A 15,996-nucleotide genomic window follows, 5' to 3' on the forward strand; every position below is an offset into this window, starting at 1 on the left:
GGGCCTAGACGGCCTTTTTCTTCAGCTTGCGGCGCTCCCGCTCCGACAGCCCGCCCCAGATCCCGAAGCGCTCGTCGTTCTGCAGTGCGTACTCGAGGCACTCGCCCCGGACGTCACAGCCGAGGCAGACCTTCTTCGCCTCGCGGGTGGATCCGCCCTTCTCCGGGAAGAAAGCCTCCGGGTCGGTCTGGGCGCACAGCGCCCTTTCCTGCCAGTTCGGCTCCTCCTCGATCGCCTCACCGTCGACAATCGCCATCAGGCCCTCTGTCACGGTACGACCTCCTCGACCCTGTTCGTTCCCCTGTACATGTGGGTTTGCGGTCCACATGCCTGACCTCGTCCGTCCTGCGCTCTGCAACGGTCCCCGATACCGAGTGTCCAACGAACGACACGGTTGAAATTACATTCCTGCAATCCACGAAAGTCAAGCCGTGGTCTGCTATTGGCATCATCCGCAACACGGCTGCAAAAGAACGAGAGGCCTGCGTACACAGGCCTCTCGCATCCGTGTGGTACCCACCGAACCGGCGGAAAAATGTTGACCCCGCAGGTTGGGTAAGGGCTTGCTGCCTTGTCAGGAAGGCGATTCGGGCGCAGCGGGCTCGATCAGGCAATGGCTTGATTCATCACCTGATGCAGTGCTTGATGCAGTGCTTGATGCAGCGCCTGATGCCGAGCCCGGTCAGGACGGCTGGGACCACCAGCCCTGTCCCTGGCCCTGCTGCTGTCCCGGCTCGTCCTTGTCGGACTCGGAAACCCGCGGATCCACGCGGGTTTCGTCGGCTGCCTCGGCGGCCGGCTGCTCCGGCTGCGTCGCCGGCTGCGCGTCGGCGTCCGGAGTCTCCTCGGCCGACCAGGACTGCTCGCCCGGCTGCCAGGACTGCTGGGCCTCGGGCTGCACCTGCTCCGTCGCACCCTGCTGCCAGGACGGAGCCTCCGGCTCGGCCTGACCCGCGTCGGACTGCTGCGCGGACCACTCCTGCTGTCCCGGCTGGCCGTAGTCCTGACCACTCCACTGCTGCTGACCGGCGTCGCCGCCGCTCCATTGCTGCTCCTGCGGCCACTGCTGACCTTGCTCCTGGCCGGACCACTGCTGCTGACCCTCGGCGCTCCACGCCTGGGTCGGCTCGGCGGCGTGCTGGCCTTCAGCGGACCATCCCTGCTCACCGACCTGGCGCTGAGCCTCGGCGTCACCGGCCGACCAGTTCTGCTGCTCGCCCTGGTTCCAGCCCTGCTCCTGCGGCCACTGCTGCTCGCCGCCTTGCGCGGCTGCGTACCCACCGGCAGCACCCGCGGCTGCTCCACCGGCTGCCGCCGCGCCGTAAGCGCCGTACTGACCCTGGCCCTGGTCCTGGCCGTACTGTCCGTACTGCTGGCCCTGCTGCTGACCGTAGCCACCCTGCTGGCCGTACTGACCCTGCTGTCCGTACTGCTGCTGGCCGTACTGGCCCTGCGGGGCGAACTGGCCCTGCTTCGGCGCGCGAACCGGCGCCGGGAGGGACTGGAAGGTCTTCAGGATGTAGAGCCCGGCGGCGCCGTACAGCGCAAGGCCGCCGAGGGCGTAGATGAAGCCGACGATCTTCAGGCCGGCGGTGCTGGTCTCGGCGAACCCGGCGAAGGCCGTGATCAGGCCGAGCAGCACGACCACGCCGGCGATGACCAGCGCGGCCAGGGTGACGGTCCGCGCGTTGGGGGTGCGCTCGCCGAGCTCGTTGACGAGCCAGACCGAGCCGACCAGCGAGAGAAGGATCACCAGCGCGGTGAGTCCGGGCGGAGTGAGCGTGCCCTGCACGCCCCCGGCGGCAGCCGTGAAGCCGGCGCCGCCGACGAACAGGCGAATCAGCGAAGCCAGCGCGATCAGGCCGGCGAAAGCGAGCAGGATATACGCGACCGGCTCTCTGAGCTTCTTGGTTGCGTCGGTGACCACGAGGGCTCCTCGGGATGTTGGGGGCCGTACAAACAGCTGTGCGGTTGGTTATGACCCACCGCAGCATAGTCGTGCGGTGGTCCGACGCATTGACGACTCGTGCAGACTCTTCTCATGCGATTGACAGTGCTGGCCGGTGGCATCGGCGGTTCCACCTTCCTGCGCGGCCTGCTCAAGGCCCGCCCGGACGCCGAGATCACCGTGGTGGGGAACACCGCGGACGACATCACCCTGTTCGGGCTGCGGGTCTGTCCCGACCTGGACACCGTGATGTACACCCTCGGCGGCGGCATCTCGGCCGAACGCGGCTGGGGCCGGGAGGACGAGACCTGGGTGATCAAGGAGGAGCTCGCCGCGTACGGCGTGGAGCCGACCTGGTTCGGTCTCGGCGACCGGGACGTGGCCACCCACCTGGTCCGCACCCAGATGCTGGACGCCGGCTACGGGCTGACCGCGGTCACCGAGGCGCTGTGCGAGCGCTGGAAGCTGCCGGTGCGGCTGCTGCCGATGAGCGACGACCGGATCGAGACCCACGTCGTGGTGGACGACCCGGACAACCCCGGTCGGCGCAAGGCGATCCACTTCCAGGAGTACTGGGTGCGCCTGCACGCCGAGGTCCCGGCCCATCAGATCGTCGCGGTCGGCCAGGAGAAGGCCAAGCCGGCTCCCGGTGTGCTCGACGCGATCGCGGACTGCGACGTACTGATCATCCCGCCGTCGAACCCGGTGGTCTCGGTCGGCACCATCCTCGGCGTCCCCGGGATCCGGGACGCGGTCCGGGAGACGTCCGCGCCGGTCATCGGGCTGTCGCCGATCATCGGCACCGGTCCGGTCCGCGGCATGGCCGACAAGGTGCTGGCCGCGGTCGGCGTCGCGTCCACCGCCTCGGCGGTGGCTCGGTACTACGGTTCGCGGACGTCGGGCGGCGTACTGGACGGCTGGTTGATCGACACCTCTGACGCGATCCAGGCCGACTCGATCGCCGGCGCCGGAATTCACGTCCAGGCGGTGCCGTTGTGGATGACTGACGAGAACACGACCGCCGCGATGGCCAACGCGGCGCTGAACCTCGCGGAGGCAGTCCGGCGATGAGGAAGCACCTGGAGATCTACCCGGTCATCGGGCTGCCCGAGGTGGCGGCCGGCGCCGATCTGGCGGCGCTGATCGGTGACGAGGCGGACCTGCGCGACGGCGACGTCGTCTCGGTCACCTCGAAGATCGTCAGCAAGGCCGAGGGCCGGCTCACCACCGCAACCCGCCACGAGGCGGTCGACGCCGAGCTGGTCCGCGTCGTCGCCCAGCGCGGCGAGACCCGCATCGTGCAGACCCGCCACGGTCTGGTGATGGCAGCCGCCGGCACCGACACGTCCAACACGGCCGCAGGCACCGTCCTGCTGCTCCCTGTCGACCCTGACGCGTCTGCGCGGGCGCTCCGAGCCGCCTTGAAGGAGCGGTACGACGTGAACGTCGGCGTAGTCATCACCGACACCCTCGGCCGCCCGTGGCGCAACGGCCAGACCGACCTGGCCATCGGCGCCGCCGGGGTGCGCGTGGTGGAAGACCTGCGCGGTACGACGGACAGCCACGGCAACGTCCTCGCGGTCACCGAGCCGGCGTTGGCCGACGAGATCGCCAGTGCGAGCGAGTTGGTCAAGGGCAAGGCCGACGGTGTGCCGGTCGCCGTACTGCGGGGGCTCGGTGACGTCGTACTCCCGATCGGCGAGGACGGACCGGGCGCACGGGCGCTGGTGCGGGACGCCGAGTTCGACATGTTCAGCCTGGGGACGCGTGAGGCCGCGCGGGCCGCCGTACTGGAGCGGAGCGCTCCGGCCGGGCCGCGGGAGGTGGACCCGGCGCTGTGGGACGGGCTGCTGGACGAGGTCGAGGACATCCACCTCGAGGTGCTTGACAACGCTGTCACGGTGTTCGGGGACGAGCCGGTCGCGGTAGGGGTGATCGCCGAGCGGATCGCCGTACTGCTGCATGCCGAGGGGTACGGCGTCGAGGTCCGCACTGGGCCGGGCAGTGAGGCCACGATCACGTTCGGCTCACGGTCGAAGTAGCTTCTAGGCAACCTCTCAGGGTCGGTGCGTACACTGCATCCGCACGGCGGCGTCTTGGCCGCCCCGACCCGGGAAGACGAACACTGTGGGTAAAGCGTCGTCGCAGAAGCAGTCGCGCCGCCAGATGATCGAGAAGATGCAGCGGGACCAGGCGCGGTCCGACCGCAACCGGACGATCCTCATCGTGGTGGCGTCGATCATCGTCGGACTGGCCATCATCGCCTACCCGGCGATCCGGCTGATCCAGGACTCCCGGACCAAGAACCAGGCCATCGCCGAGCTCGGCGTGGACGCCACGGCCGCCTCCTGCGACAAGGTCATCGACGACCAGGCCTCCGGCACCCAGGACCACAAGCCGGACGGCGAGGTCATCGCCTACCCGGTGTCGCCGCCGTCGTCCGGCCCGCACTACGCCGTCTGGGCGCCGTTCGGGAAGAAGTTCTACACCGTCGACGACCGCCCCGCGGTGCCGAACCTGGTGCACAACCTGGAGCACGGCTACACGATCCTGTGGTACCGCGACACCCTTCCCGAGGACCAGATCGACCTGATCGAGAAGATCTCCAAGGCGAAGCTGCCCGACTCCTCGATCGGCAAGTTCATCGCCGCCCCCTTCAAGGAGTCCGACGGCAAGCCCTGGCCCGAGGGCAAGAACGTCGCCTTCTCCCACTGGAGCGGCAACGCCGCCGGCCAGACCACCGCCCTCGGCCACCGCCAGTTCTGCGGCTCCGTCTCCGGCACCGCCCTCCAGCAGTTCATGGACAAGTACCCCGCCTCCGACGCCCAAGAACCCAACGGCGGCTGACCCCAGTCACTCACCAGCCGCCGCCGAGGCCCCGTCCAAAAGGACACCGCCTTCGGCGGCGGCTGCTTTTGTTCCGCCTTCGGCGGGGCCGCGCATGGTGGATCCGCCCAACGAGCTCGGCGAGCCAACCGCGGAGGACCGGACACCACCTCCGGCGGGCCGGACATCGCGGATCCGCGGCCAGCTGATCGGCGAACGGACTGCCCCTGTACTCGTGGCAACTGTGGGGGCCTGACCCGCGATGCGGGGACCTTGAACACGTTATTGCTTGTTCAAGGCACCGACTTCCCGTCGCAGCCCCCGCCCGCAGGAGCGTGCGCCGCCACCGCACCAACGCCAACCGCCAGGGGCTTGAACACCCACCGGGGACCGTGAACATCTGACCATGTGTTCAAGGTCCCGACCGCGTCGGCACGGACCCCATTCTCGACCTGCCGACACCGGTCTGCAGGGAAATCCACGCTTGGCCGGATCCCACGAACTTCGACAACTCCCTGCGCTCCATCCGGCGCCCTCGCAATCCACAGTTGCCGACCGCAACCCGATCCCGCGACAACAACGCCACCAACCACCTTCGCCCAGAGCTCACCACGGTCCTCGGGTCACACCTCCCGCGGGATCCGCGTAGCTGCGTCCTTCCCGACCAGCACGATCTCGCAGCGGAGCCCGCGGTCCACCCAGGATCCGCTCGGGCAACTCACCACCCACCACAGTTGCCAGCGGCAACCCGATCCGCCAGCAACCACGCCACGCCAAAAGAACAGCCGCCGCCTGGGCGGTGTCCGTCGGCGGCGGCTGTGGGCCTCAGGTGTAGCGCTGGGCGTGGTCGGATTGGACTTGGGCTACCAGGTCCTTGATGCGTTCGCCGTCGGCGAGCGGGCAGACCATGGTGACGTCGTGGGTGTGGACGATGATGTGGCCGCGGAGGCCGACGGCGGCGACGAGGTGGTCGGGGTCGTCGGTGACGATGATGTTGTCGTGGGAGTCGAGCAGGCAGCTCAGCGTGGTGCCGTCGGTTCGGTTGCCGCAGGCATCTACGTCGTACGTGCCGGCCAGGGCGGCCCAGGAGCCGACGTCGAGCCAGTGCACCGGCATGGGTACGACGACCACGTCGGCGTCGACCTTGCCCTGGGAGGCCGGTTCCATCACGGCGTAGTCGACGCTGATCTTGCGCAGCTGCGGGTAGATCTCGGCGAGCGTCGCGTCGCGGGTCGGGGTGTCCCAGACGGACGCGACCTGGCGGAGCTGGGCGGCCGACTCGGGCAGCAGGTCGTCGAGGACGCTGAGCACGGTCTCGGCCCGCCAGACGAACATGCCGGAGTTCCACCAGAACCGCCCGGTGGCCAGGTACTCCTCGGCGGTCGCCCGGTCCGGCTTCTCGCGGAACCGATCGACGACGTACGCCGAAGTACCGTCGATCGCCTCGCCGCGTTCGACGTACCCGAGGCCGGTGTGCGGATGGGTCGGCTCGATCCCGAACGTCACCAGTGACCGGGGTCGTTGCTCGACGAGCTCGAAGCCGCGGGCGATCGCGGCCCGGAACTCCTCCTCGGGGGTGATCAGGTGGTCGGACCCGACGATCGCGAGTACGGCGTCCGGGTCGTTGCGGGCGACCACCGCGGAGGCGAGGCCGACCGCGTTCGCGGTGTCGCGGCCGACCGGCTCGCCGATGATGTTGTGCTCGCCGAGCTCGGGGATCTGCTCGCGGACCAGGTCGGTGTGCGCGGCGACCGTGCACACGTAGATGTTCGCGGGGTCGACGAGCCCCTGCAGGCGGTTGTACGCCACCCGCAGCAGCGAGTTGCCGGCCGCCAGGGGCAGCACCTGCTTGGGTTTGTCGGCCCGCGACAGCGGCCACAGCCGCGTCCCCGAACCGCCGGCCAGGATCACCACGTTTCGCATGAGGAGAGACCCTACCGGTCATCCCCAGGCGGAGACACGGCCCGAGCCACCTCCGACGGCGGAGCGTCGGCGTCGCCGGGTGGTGGGGACGGGCAGTCGTCGCCAGGCGGTGGCGAAGGATGGGCGTGTGTGGGTAGGGAAGGGTGGGCGTCGGGGGGTGGTGGGGGGAGGCGGAGGTGGGCCAGGTCGGGTGGGACTGGGGTGGTGGGGCGCCAGAAGGCGTCGGATTCGCCGTCCAGGGCGGTGGCGGGGGCGTCAGTCAGGCGGAAGCGGTCGCGGAGGCGGCCGTAGAAGTCGGTCGGGCCGAGACGGACCAGGCGGAGCCGCCGGGGCGCGCCGTACACGCCGATCCAGTCGCCGGGATCGAGTACGCCGCGCAGCTGCCCGTCGATGCTGACCGCGGCCTGCCCGGAGTGCGGGAGGACGCGCAGCCCGATCGACTCGTCCGGCGCCGCGACGACGGACCGGTTGAAGGTCATGTGCGGCGCAACCGGAGTGAACACGATCGCCTCGGTGCTCGGCGACAGGATCGGCCCACCGGCGGCGAAGCTGTACGCCGTCGACCCGGTCGGCGTCGCGACGATCACCGCATCGGCCGAGTACGACGCCAGCAGCCGCCCCGACAGGTACACCCCAAGCGCCACCTGGTGGTCCCGTGCCAGCTTCTCCAGTACGACGTCGTTCAAAGCGGTCACGTCCAGCGCGACCCCCCAGCCGTCGCCCTCGGTGCTCTCCGGCCGGACCGTCGGCGGCGGCAGCGACGGACCGTGCCCGTACCGCAGCAGCGACTCGATCCCACTCGGGATCTCCAGCGGCCGGGACGCCCGCATGGTCAGCGTCATCCGCTCCTCGATGGTGGCGCCGCCGTGGTGCACCGCCTCGAGCGCCTCCTCCACGTCCCGGCATGCCACCTCGGTCAGGAAGCCGACCTTGCCGAGGTCCACCCCGAGTACGGCGGCGTCGTTCTTGGCCGCGATCCGGGCACCCCGCAGGAACGTCCCGTCACCGCCGAGAGTGACGACCAGGTCCGGGTCCCCGGCGTGGTGCAGCTCGTCCATGCCGCTGCGCCGGTCCTCGTGCGCCTTCCACACGTCGATGTCGGTACACCCGATCCCGTGCCGGCTAGCCCACTCCCGCACGGTCCCGGCCGTCTGCACGGCCACCGGACGCCCCTGGTGAACAACAAGCCCAAGCCGGCGCACAGGCACGACACTCCTCCTCCGGACGACTACTGCCCCCACGGTAGTCGCCATCCGGAAAGTACTACGCCCCAAAGGACACCGCCTCCGGTGGCGGCTGTTCCGATTGCGCCTCCGGCGGGCCGCACATCCTGGTTCCCCCTCACGCGGTCGGCGAGCCAACTGCGGACCGCGGGTTATCGGACACCGCGTCCGGCGGCGGCTGTCTCTTGCGCCTGCACGTGTGCCAACTGTGGTGGCTGGACCCCGCGAGTCGGAGCCCTTCTACAAGCTATTGCTGGTGCACGGACACCGTTTCCTGTCTCAGCCCCCCGATTAGCAGCACTCATGCCCCGAGCTGGCAGCGGCATCCAACCAGCCTCACCTTTGTAGCTCGCCAGAGGCGCAGGAGCGAAGCCCGGTGTCACTGGCGCGGGCGCTGGCGCAGGAGTCCCAGCTGCTGCTGCTCGACGAGCCGACCGCCGCGCTCGACCTGCACCACCAGGAGGCGGTCCTCCAACTCGCGCGCGACCGTGCGGCGGCCGGCGAGGCGGTTGTCGTCGTACTCCATGACCTGAACCAGGCCGCGGGCTACGCCGACCAGGTGGCGGTCCTGTCCCGGGGTGCGCTCGCCGCGTACGGCGTACCGGAGAAGACGCTGACCGCGGAGCTGCTGAGCGAGGTGTACCGGCACCCGGTCCTGGTCTGGCCGCACCCGGAGACTACTGCTCCGGTGATTCTGCCCTCGCCGCGCGGATGATCGGGTCCGTCTCGTCGTCGAACTCCCCGATCACCTCCTCCAGCAGGTCCTCCAGCGCGACCACCCCGAGCGGCTGATCCTGCTCCTGTACGACGGCCAGTTGCGAACGACGATCGCGCATCGTCCGGATCGCCGTCGCCACCGGGGTGTCGGCAGGCAACTGCAGTGGCGCGGTCATCAGGTCGGAGGCGTGCAGCGTCGTACCGCCGCCGGTGGTCGCGCGGGCCGCGTCGCGGACGTGCACGATGCCGCAGATCGTCGTACCCGAGCTGACGACCGCGAGGCGGGAGCGGCCCTCGCGCAGGCTGGTGACCTCGACCTCGCGGGCGGTCGCGCCGGCCTGGATGGTGCTGAGCTGCGTGATCGGCGTCATCACCTGGACGACCGTGGTGTTCTGCAACGCGAGCATCGCGGTGAGCAACTCGTGCTCGGGCTCCTCGAGCGTGCCGTGCTCACGGGACGACTGGATCAGCAGCCGGAGCTCGGCCGGGCCGTGGGCGCTGGCCAGCTCCTGCTGCGGGGTCACCTTCAGCGCGCGGACGCAAGCGTTGGCGAGCCAGTTGAGGACGATCAGGAGCGGGCGGAAGACGAAGGTGAAACCGCGGAACGGCCAGGCGAGCAGCCGCGCCGAACGCTCGGGATTGCTGATCGCCCACGACTTCGGGGCCATCTCGCCGAGCAGGACGTGCAGCAGGCCGATACCGCCGACGGCGATGATCAGCGCGATCACGTGGCCGACGTTCTCGGGCAGGCCGATCAGCTCGAAGAGCGGGTGCAGCAGGTGCGCGACCGCGGGTTCGCTCAGCGAGCCGAGGCCGAGGGTGCAGAGCGTGATGCCGAGCTGAGCGCCGGCCAGCATCAGCGACAGCTCGCTCACACCGGCGATCGCGGCTCGCGCGGACCGGCTGCCGGCCGCGGCGGCCTCCTCGAGCCGGTGCCGCTTCGACGCGACCAGGGCGAACTCGGCGGCGACGAAGAACCCGTTCAGGATCAGCAGCAGTGCCGAGATGAGCAGGGCGACCGGCGTACTCATGTCACTCGCTCCAGGACGACGATGCCCGGCACGTGCCGCTCGATGCTCTGCACGGTCAGCTGGACGATCTCCGGCGGCACCGGCCGGCCGTCGTGGTCGAACCGCCGGGGCAGCTCCACCATCACGTCGTCACCGACCACCGGAACCCGGCCGAGCTGCGCCATCACCAGCCCGGACACCGTCTCGTAGTCGTCGCTCTCCGGCAGCTGGATCCCGGTCGCCTCCGCGACCTCGTCGAGCCGCCAGCGGGCCGGCAGCACCCAGGACCCGTCCGCGCCCTGCTGCAGCCCGGTCTCGGGCAGGTCGTCCTCGTCCCGGATCTCCCCGACCAGCTCCTCGGCGATGTCCTCCAGCGACACGATCCCGGCGAATCCGCCGTACTCGTCCACGACGATCGCGAGCTGGCGGTGCGCGGTCCGCAGCCGTTCCAGGACGGCGGGCAGCGGCAGGGTGTCCGGTACGACGACCGGCGGCGACGCCAGCGAGCCTGCGCTGACCTGGTCCCGCTCGGCCGGGTCGACCCCGACCACGTCGGCGATCGCGACCACGCCGACCACCTCGTCGACCGTCGCGGCGATCACCGGGAACCGGCTGTGCCCGGTGTCGAGCAGCTCCACGACGCGGGTCAGCGGGTCGTCCTGGTGCACGGTGACCACGTCGACGCGCGGCTTCATCGCCTCGCCGGCGGTCCGGCCGCGGAAGTCCAGGCCGCGGTCGAGGAGCCGCATGGTGTCCTCGTCCAGCAGGCCCTGCTCGTAGGAGGTGACGATGATCCGGTCGAGCTCCTGCGCCGTGGCGCCCTGCGGCAGCTCCTCGACCGGCTCGATGCCGACCCGGCGCAGGATCCGGTTCGAGGCCGAGTCGAAGATCCGGATCACCGGGCCGGCCACCGCCAGGTACATCAGCGTGGACCGGGACAGCCGCAGCGCGATCGCCTCGGCCTTCGCGATCGCCAGGTTCTTCGGCGCCAGCTCGCCGAACACCATCTGGATGATCGTTGCCACGAGCAACGCGAGGATCACCGCGACGGACAGGCTGACCGTCTCCGGCACCCCGGCGCCGCCGAGGAGGTGGGCCAGGCCTTCGCCGAGGTAGGGCTCGGCGACGTACCCGGCCAGCAGCGCGGTGATGGTGATCCCGATCTGGGCGCCGGACAGCACGAACGACAGCCGAGCCGTCACCTTCAGGGCCCGGCCGGCCGCCGCGTCACCGGCGTCGGCCAGCGACTGCAACCGGCTGCGGTCGACCGCGACGTAGGAGAACTCCTGCGCGACGAAGTAGCCGGTGGCAACGGTCAGCACCAGGATGAGGCCCAGGCCGGCCAGGATCAGCATGCATCGACTTTAGTGCACCGTGGTGGGGCTCCTTCGAGCGATTCCGGTGGTCAGGTGCGTGCATCGGGGTGGTCCCGTGCACGGCCACGTCGAAGGTCAGCCGCCGGGTCTCGGGGTCGAACGTCCGGACGGTGAACGCCCGCATCAGCGGCATCGGCCGGTCCTGCGGCCAGACGGGCAGGCCGTCGGGGCTCATCTTCGGCATCCGCACGCTGCCCACGCCGTCCGGCGGGATCATCAGCTTGAACGCGTCCGCCGGAAGGATCGTCCGGTACGCCGCCAGCCCGTCGCCCTGGACGGTCACCCGGCTGAAGTGCGGCGTCAGCGCCTCGACCCGCTGCACCGTCACAGGGCAGATCACCCGGGAGTCCCCGGACCTGGTCAACCGCCGGATCTCACCGCGCATCGTCGTACGACTCATGCCACCCCGATCTCCCCAGCCGCACCCGTCAGAACTTAGGCAACCCTAACTTGCGGCGCGCCCCGGTGCCTGGGGCTGATCGAGGGGTGGACTACTTCCAGGGCAGCACCTTCCCGTCCCGGACCAACTCGCCGTACATCGCCGGATCGACGCGGTCGGCCAGGATCAGGTCGACGATCGGCACGACCGCCTCGGCGGGCGACTTCGCCTGGCTGAAGTCGTCGAACCACGGTCTGGACGCCCGCGTGTCGACCAGCCCCGGACAGACCGCCGCGACCAAGGTGCCGGCGGCCAGATCCCCACTACGGCGAGCTGCGGCGACCGCCCGCACCGCCGCGACCTGAGCGACCTTCGACGGCAGGTTGATCCACTCCGGCCAGCCCTGCTCCGTCGCCGTACCGTCATGGACCGACCGAAGCCAGTCCTCGACAGCCCGCTCGACCTCGGCCAGTGGCACCCCGTCGAAGCGGGGCCGAAGCCGCTCGGGCAGGTGGTCCAGCGTCCCGAGCGAACTCGCGACCACGATCAGCCGGCCGCCGGGCCGGACGATCGGGCCGAACGACCTCAGAACGTACTGCGCGCCGTGGTTGGCCACGTCCACGAACACGTCCACCTGCTCGCGCTGGGGACGCTCCGGCACCAACGGCCCGACCGCGTTCGAGATCACGATGTCGACCGCCCCCAACTCGGCGGCCAAGCCGGCGACCGCGTCCGGGTCGGTCACGTCCAGCACCCGCCCGTCGACCCGGGCGACGCCGTCGATCCGGGTGACCGCCTCCGCCACCCGCTGGGGATCTCTCCCGGTGAGCACGACGAGGTCACCAGGGTCCATCCGGGCGGCAAGCTCCTGGACGAAGGCGAAGCCGATGCCCTGGTTGGCGCCGGTGACGACTGCTGTGCGAGGTGGTGTCATGCGGCCAACCTAGGTCCGGCTCCGGCATGACTCCAACGAGACTTCGGCACACGTAGTATGCGTAAACGTCATGGATTTCACCGATGTCTCGATGGTCGCGTTACGGGTGTTCCGCGAGGTCGCGGAGCGCGGGACGTTCACGTCGGCGGCGACGGCGCTCGGGTACACGCAGTCGGCGGTGTCCCGGCAGATCGCTGCGCTCGAACGCGCGGCGGGTGCTCGACTGCTGGAGCGGCGCCGGGAAGGCGTGCGGCTGACGGCAGCAGGTCAGGTCGTACTGCGCAGCGCCGCCGGTGTGCTGGATCAGCTCGACGCGACCGCGCGCGAGCTGGCCGGGTTGCCGGAGACGGGTGGGACCGTGCGGCTCGGGTGGTTCCCGAGTGCCGGCGCGGTGGTGTTGCCCAGGGCAATCAGTGCGTTGCGCCGGACCCATCCGTCGATCACAGTGACCACGCGGGAGGGTTCGACGCCGGCGCTGGTGCGGGCGCTGCGGGCCGGCAGCGTGGACCTCGCGCTGCTGGCCTCGGCGCCGCCGTTCCGGCCCCCGGACGCCGAGTCGCCCGCGCTGAAGCTGGAGACGCTCGCGGAGCGCAGCCTGCGGCTGGCGGTGCCGGCCGGTCATCCGCTGGCCGCACACGACTCGGTGGACGTGTCCGAACTCCGCGGGCAGCGCTGGATCGCCGGGCCACCGTCCGGCGAGGAACTGCTGATGGGCGTGTGGCCGGGACTCGACGAACGCCCGGAGATCGCTCACACGGTCCGCGACTGGCTGGCGAAACTGCAGTTGGTCGCCGCCGGCGCCGGGCTGACCACGATCTCGGCCTCCATGGTCCCGGCAGCGCCGCCCGGCGTCCGCGTCCTCACTGTCCGCGGCGGGCCGCAGGAGTTGCGACGTACCGTCCTGGCCCGGATCCCCGGGCGGCAGTCAGCCGCCGCGGCGCTGCTCGCCGACGCTCTGCGCGCCGCCACTGCCGAGATCGGCGCCTCCTGACTCCGCGGGGGGCGGTTTCTCGTTCTCGTCGGCGGTCGCCTTCTTGAACTCGACCATCGCGCGGGCCGCGTTCCGGCTGAGCTCGGGCAGCTTCTTCGCGCCGAACAGCAGCACCACGATGATCAGGATGACGACCCATTCGCCGCCCTGGGGCAGCTCGAGCAGTGGAACCATGGCAGGCCTTCTTTCCGGAAATCCCCCGCCACCGTAGGCCGGTGCGCGAACCGTAGGGTGGGCCATATGTCACGAGTTCTGCCGGAACTTTTCGCCGCCGCGGTCCGCCGCGACGGCGGTGCCCCGTTCCTCACCTACTACGACGACGCGACCGGTGAGCGGATCGAGCTCAGCGCCGTCACCACTGCGAACTGGGTGGCCAAGACCGCCAACCTGCTGGTCGACGAGTACGACCTGGAGTCCGGCGAGACGGTCGCGATCGGGCTGCCGCCGCACTGGCTCGGCGTCGTCTGGGCGCTGTCGACTTGGTCGGCCGGGGCCGCGCTGACCACCGGCACGGGCACGCTCGCGATCACCGGCCCGGACTTCGCGATCCGCGGCGAGCGGGAGACCGTCGCGTCCGCGCTGCTGCCGCTCGGCGGCCGGTTCCGCGAGCCGCTGCCGGCCGGCGTCCACGACTACGGCGCCGAGGTCTACAACCACCCGGACGTGTTCGTCCCGTTCGATCCACCGTCGCCCGCGTCACCGGCGTACGACGAACTGACCCACGACGACCTGATCGGTACGGCGGAACCCGTCACCGACCGGATCCTGGTCACGCGGGACCTGGTCAGCCGCGACGGGGTCGGCCTACTCGTCGGGGTGATCGCCGGAGGTGGTTCGATCGTGCTCTGCCGCAACCTGGACGAGTCCAAGCTGGAGCGGCGGGTGGCAGACGAAAAGGTCGATCGAGTGGTGGGGAGCTGACGTGCAGCGGTTCGAGGGACGGGTGGCACTGGTCACCGCGGCGGCGCAGGGCATCGGCGCGGCCGTGGCGCGCCGGATCGCGGCCGAAGGCGGATCCGTGGTGGTCACCGATCTGCAGGAGGACAAGGTCGGCCAAGTCGCCGCCGAGCTCGGTGAGCAGGCGATCGGGTTGCGGGTCGACGTGACGAACCGCGACGACGTGGACGCGGCGGTCGCGGCGGCGGTCGACCGGTTCGGCCGGCTGGACGTGGTGGTGAACAACGCCGGCGGCTGCATCGTCACGTCGGTGCCGGAGGACGCGTCCGCAGAGGAATGGCACCAGCAGCTGGACCTGACGCTGGTCGGCGCGGCGCGGTGCATCCAGGCCGCGCTGCCGCACCTGGTGAAGACGCGCGGCAACGTGGTCACGATCAGCTCGGTCAACGGCCTCGCCGCGTTCGGCAACATCGAGTACTCGGCCGCCAAGGCCGGCCAGATCGCGATGACGGTGAACTACGCGGCCCGGTACGGCGGGATGGGCGTCCGCTTCAACGTGGTTGCGCCCGGCACGATCCGGACACCCAACTGGGACAACCAACCTGACACCCTGGAACGTTTCCGCGAGATGTACCCGCTCGGGCGCGTCGGCGAGCCCGAGGACATCGCCGCCGCCGTCGCCTTCCTGGCCTCCGACGACGCCTCGTGGATCACCGGCCACACGCTCCCGGTGGAAGGCGGCGTCCTCACCGGGCCCGGCGTCCTCAACCTGACACCTACTGGCGCCTTCCCGAAGGAGTACTAGGCCTTGGGCCAGGCCTCCCAGGCGGTGGAGAACATGTCGTCGACGGTGTAGGAGTTCTTCCAGTCGAGGTCGCGGGCGGCCAGGTCGCCGGCGGCCACGACCCGGGAGGGGTCGCCGGGCCGGCGCGGGCCTTCGGAAGGGGTGAAGTCGATCCCCGTGACCCGGCGGGCGGCGTTCATGATCTCGCGGACCGACGTACCGGTGCCGCTGCCGAGGTTGTAGACACGCTCCAGCGGCGAGCCGGCCTCGAGCGCCCGGGCCGCGGCGACGTGCGCGCGGGCCAGGTCGGCCACGTGGACGTAGTCCTTGACCGACGTGCCGTCCGGGGTCGGGTGGTCGGTGCCGTAGATCTGCGGGATCTTCCCCTGCGTCAGCAGGTCGCAGACGATCGGGAACAGGTTGTACGGACTGGAGTCGTACACCGAGACGTCGCCGGAGCCGACCACGTTGAAGTACCGCAGCGAGGTGTGGTGCAGGTCGACCGCGCGGGACTGGTCCGCGAGCAGCCACTCCCCGACCAGCTTCGACTCGCCGTACGGGCTCTGCGGGTCCGGCGGCGTCTGCTCGGTCACCACCTCGACCTTCGGCGTCCCGTAGACGCCCGCGCTGGACGAGAAGACGATGTTGCGGATCTCCTTGTCCGCCATCGCCTCCAGCAGCGACACCATCGCGGTCACGTTCTGCGTGTAGGTGTGCAGCGGGCGCTCGACCGACACCCCGGCGTACTTGAACCCGGCCAGGTGCACGACCCCGTCGACCCCGTCCAGCGCGTCGCGGACCGCCGTACCGTCGAGCAGGTTCGCCTGCACGAACCGGACGCCCTCCGGGACGAACTCGGCCTTCCCGCTGGACAGGTCGTCGATCACCACCACGTCGATCCCGTCCGCGAGGAACGCGCGCACCACATGCGCCCCGATGTATCCGGCACCACCAGTCACGAGCCACGTCATGTCCTCGATCCTGCCAC

At 70.3% G+C, this 15,996-nt stretch carries 17 protein-coding genes; 7 read left to right on the plus strand and 10 right to left on the minus strand.

Annotated elements, in window-relative coordinates; genetic code table 11:
• Nucleotides 1-4 precede the first annotated feature (4 nt).
• Nucleotides 5-271, minus strand: coding sequence for a WhiB family transcriptional regulator (locus tag AB0H36_RS14385; protein WP_132150138.1), 267 nt, complete (start codon nt 269-271; stop codon nt 5-7).
• A 411-nt stretch (nt 272-682) separates the two neighbouring features.
• Nucleotides 683-1,927 (minus strand): hypothetical protein, encoded by a 1,245-nt coding sequence (locus tag AB0H36_RS14390; protein WP_360521731.1) that lies wholly within the window; start codon nt 1,925-1,927, stop codon nt 683-685.
• Between the two features lie 114 nt (nt 1,928-2,041).
• Here AB0H36_RS14390 and cofD point away from each other — a divergent pair, with 114 nt between their 5' ends.
• From cofD to AB0H36_RS14405, 3 genes are all read left to right on the plus strand, one after another.
• The gene (cofD, locus tag AB0H36_RS14395) at nt 2,042-3,019 is read left to right on the plus strand and encodes a 2-phospho-L-lactate transferase (protein WP_360521734.1); all 978 of its coding nucleotides are present in this window, start codon (nt 2,042-2,044) and stop codon (nt 3,017-3,019) included.
• Nucleotides 3,016-3,990 carry a coenzyme F420-0:L-glutamate ligase gene (locus tag AB0H36_RS14400; protein ID WP_360521736.1) on the plus strand — a complete coding sequence of 325 codons (975 nt, stop codon included), beginning with the start codon at nt 3,016-3,018 and terminating at the stop codon, nt 3,988-3,990. Before cofD ends, AB0H36_RS14400 begins: the two co-directional genes overlap by 4 nt.
• 124 nt (nt 3,991-4,114) lie before the next feature.
• Nucleotides 4,115-4,795, plus strand: a complete 681-nt coding sequence (locus AB0H36_RS14405) for a DUF3105 domain-containing protein (RefSeq protein WP_360521739.1) — start codon at nt 4,115-4,117, stop codon at nt 4,793-4,795.
• An 804-nt stretch (nt 4,796-5,599) separates the two neighbouring features.
• Here AB0H36_RS14405 and AB0H36_RS14410 read toward each other — a convergent pair.
• Together AB0H36_RS14410 and AB0H36_RS14415 are read right to left on the minus strand one after the other, a co-directional pair.
• Nucleotides 5,600-6,697 (minus strand): mannose-1-phosphate guanylyltransferase, encoded by a 1,098-nt coding sequence (locus AB0H36_RS14410; RefSeq protein ID WP_360521742.1) that lies wholly within the window; start codon nt 6,695-6,697, stop codon nt 5,600-5,602.
• An 11-nt stretch (nt 6,698-6,708) separates the two neighbouring features.
• Nucleotides 6,709-7,860: an NAD(+)/NADH kinase gene (locus tag AB0H36_RS14415; protein WP_360521745.1), complete on the minus strand. Its 1,152-nt coding sequence runs from the start codon at nt 7,858-7,860 to the stop codon at nt 6,709-6,711.
• Nucleotides 7,861-8,296: 436 nt separating this feature from the next.
• Between AB0H36_RS14415 and AB0H36_RS14420 the strand changes: the two genes are divergently transcribed.
• Nucleotides 8,297-8,635, plus strand: a complete 339-nt coding sequence (locus tag AB0H36_RS14420) for a hypothetical protein (RefSeq protein WP_360521748.1) — start codon at nt 8,297-8,299, stop codon at nt 8,633-8,635.
• Here the strand turns inward: AB0H36_RS14420 and AB0H36_RS14425 are convergent.
• The 4 genes from AB0H36_RS14425 to AB0H36_RS14440 all read right to left on the minus strand — a co-directional run bounded on the left by AB0H36_RS14425 (nt 8,598) and on the right by AB0H36_RS14440 (nt 12,336).
• On the minus strand, nt 8,598-9,668 hold the full coding sequence (locus AB0H36_RS14425; RefSeq protein WP_360521751.1) for a hemolysin family protein: 1,071 nt from the start codon (nt 9,666-9,668) through the stop codon (nt 8,598-8,600). The two genes, AB0H36_RS14420 and AB0H36_RS14425, sit on opposite strands and share 38 nt — an antisense overlap.
• Nucleotides 9,665-10,993 (minus strand): hemolysin family protein, encoded by a 1,329-nt coding sequence (locus tag AB0H36_RS14430; RefSeq protein ID WP_360522095.1) that lies wholly within the window; start codon nt 10,991-10,993, stop codon nt 9,665-9,667. The genes AB0H36_RS14425 and AB0H36_RS14430 overlap by 4 nt, the downstream gene beginning before the upstream one ends.
• On the minus strand, nt 10,875-11,423 hold the full coding sequence (locus tag AB0H36_RS14435) for a siderophore-interacting protein (protein WP_360521754.1): 549 nt from the start codon (nt 11,421-11,423) through the stop codon (nt 10,875-10,877). Before AB0H36_RS14435 ends, AB0H36_RS14430 begins: the two co-directional genes overlap by 119 nt.
• Nucleotides 11,424-11,514: 91 nt before the next feature.
• Nucleotides 11,515-12,336 carry an SDR family NAD(P)-dependent oxidoreductase gene (locus AB0H36_RS14440; protein WP_360521757.1) on the minus strand — a complete coding sequence of 274 codons (822 nt, stop codon included), beginning with the start codon at nt 12,334-12,336 and terminating at the stop codon, nt 11,515-11,517.
• Between the two features lie 70 nt (nt 12,337-12,406).
• Between AB0H36_RS14440 and AB0H36_RS14445 the strand changes: the two genes are divergently transcribed.
• Nucleotides 12,407-13,327 carry a LysR family transcriptional regulator gene (locus AB0H36_RS14445; RefSeq protein ID WP_360521760.1) on the plus strand — a complete coding sequence of 307 codons (921 nt, stop codon included), beginning with the start codon at nt 12,407-12,409 and terminating at the stop codon, nt 13,325-13,327.
• On the opposite strand, the gene tatA is transcribed toward AB0H36_RS14445, so the two are convergent.
• Nucleotides 13,262-13,501 (minus strand): twin-arginine translocase TatA/TatE family subunit, encoded by a 240-nt coding sequence (gene tatA, locus AB0H36_RS14450; RefSeq protein WP_360521763.1) that lies wholly within the window; start codon nt 13,499-13,501, stop codon nt 13,262-13,264. The two genes, AB0H36_RS14445 and tatA, sit on opposite strands and share 66 nt — an antisense overlap.
• 66 nt (nt 13,502-13,567) lie before the next feature.
• Between tatA and AB0H36_RS14455 the strand changes: the two genes are divergently transcribed.
• Both AB0H36_RS14455 and AB0H36_RS14460 read left to right on the plus strand, forming a co-directional pair.
• On the plus strand, nt 13,568-14,248 hold the full coding sequence (locus tag AB0H36_RS14455; protein ID WP_360521766.1) for a TIGR03089 family protein: 681 nt from the start codon (nt 13,568-13,570) through the stop codon (nt 14,246-14,248).
• A 1-nt stretch (nt 14,249) separates the two neighbouring features.
• Nucleotides 14,250-15,029, plus strand: coding sequence for an SDR family NAD(P)-dependent oxidoreductase (locus AB0H36_RS14460; RefSeq protein WP_360521769.1), 780 nt, complete (start codon nt 14,250-14,252; stop codon nt 15,027-15,029).
• On the opposite strand, the gene galE is transcribed toward AB0H36_RS14460, so the two are convergent.
• The gene (gene galE / locus AB0H36_RS14465) at nt 15,026-15,979 is read right to left on the minus strand and encodes a UDP-glucose 4-epimerase GalE (protein ID WP_360521772.1); all 954 of its coding nucleotides are present in this window, start codon (nt 15,977-15,979) and stop codon (nt 15,026-15,028) included. The two genes, AB0H36_RS14460 and galE, sit on opposite strands and share 4 nt — an antisense overlap.
• Nucleotides 15,980-15,996: the final 17 nt, after the last annotated feature.

The sequence above is a fragment of the Kribbella sp. NPDC050820 genome, from assembly GCF_040653975.1.
Lineage (GTDB): Bacteria > Actinomycetota > Actinomycetes > Propionibacteriales > Kribbellaceae > Kribbella.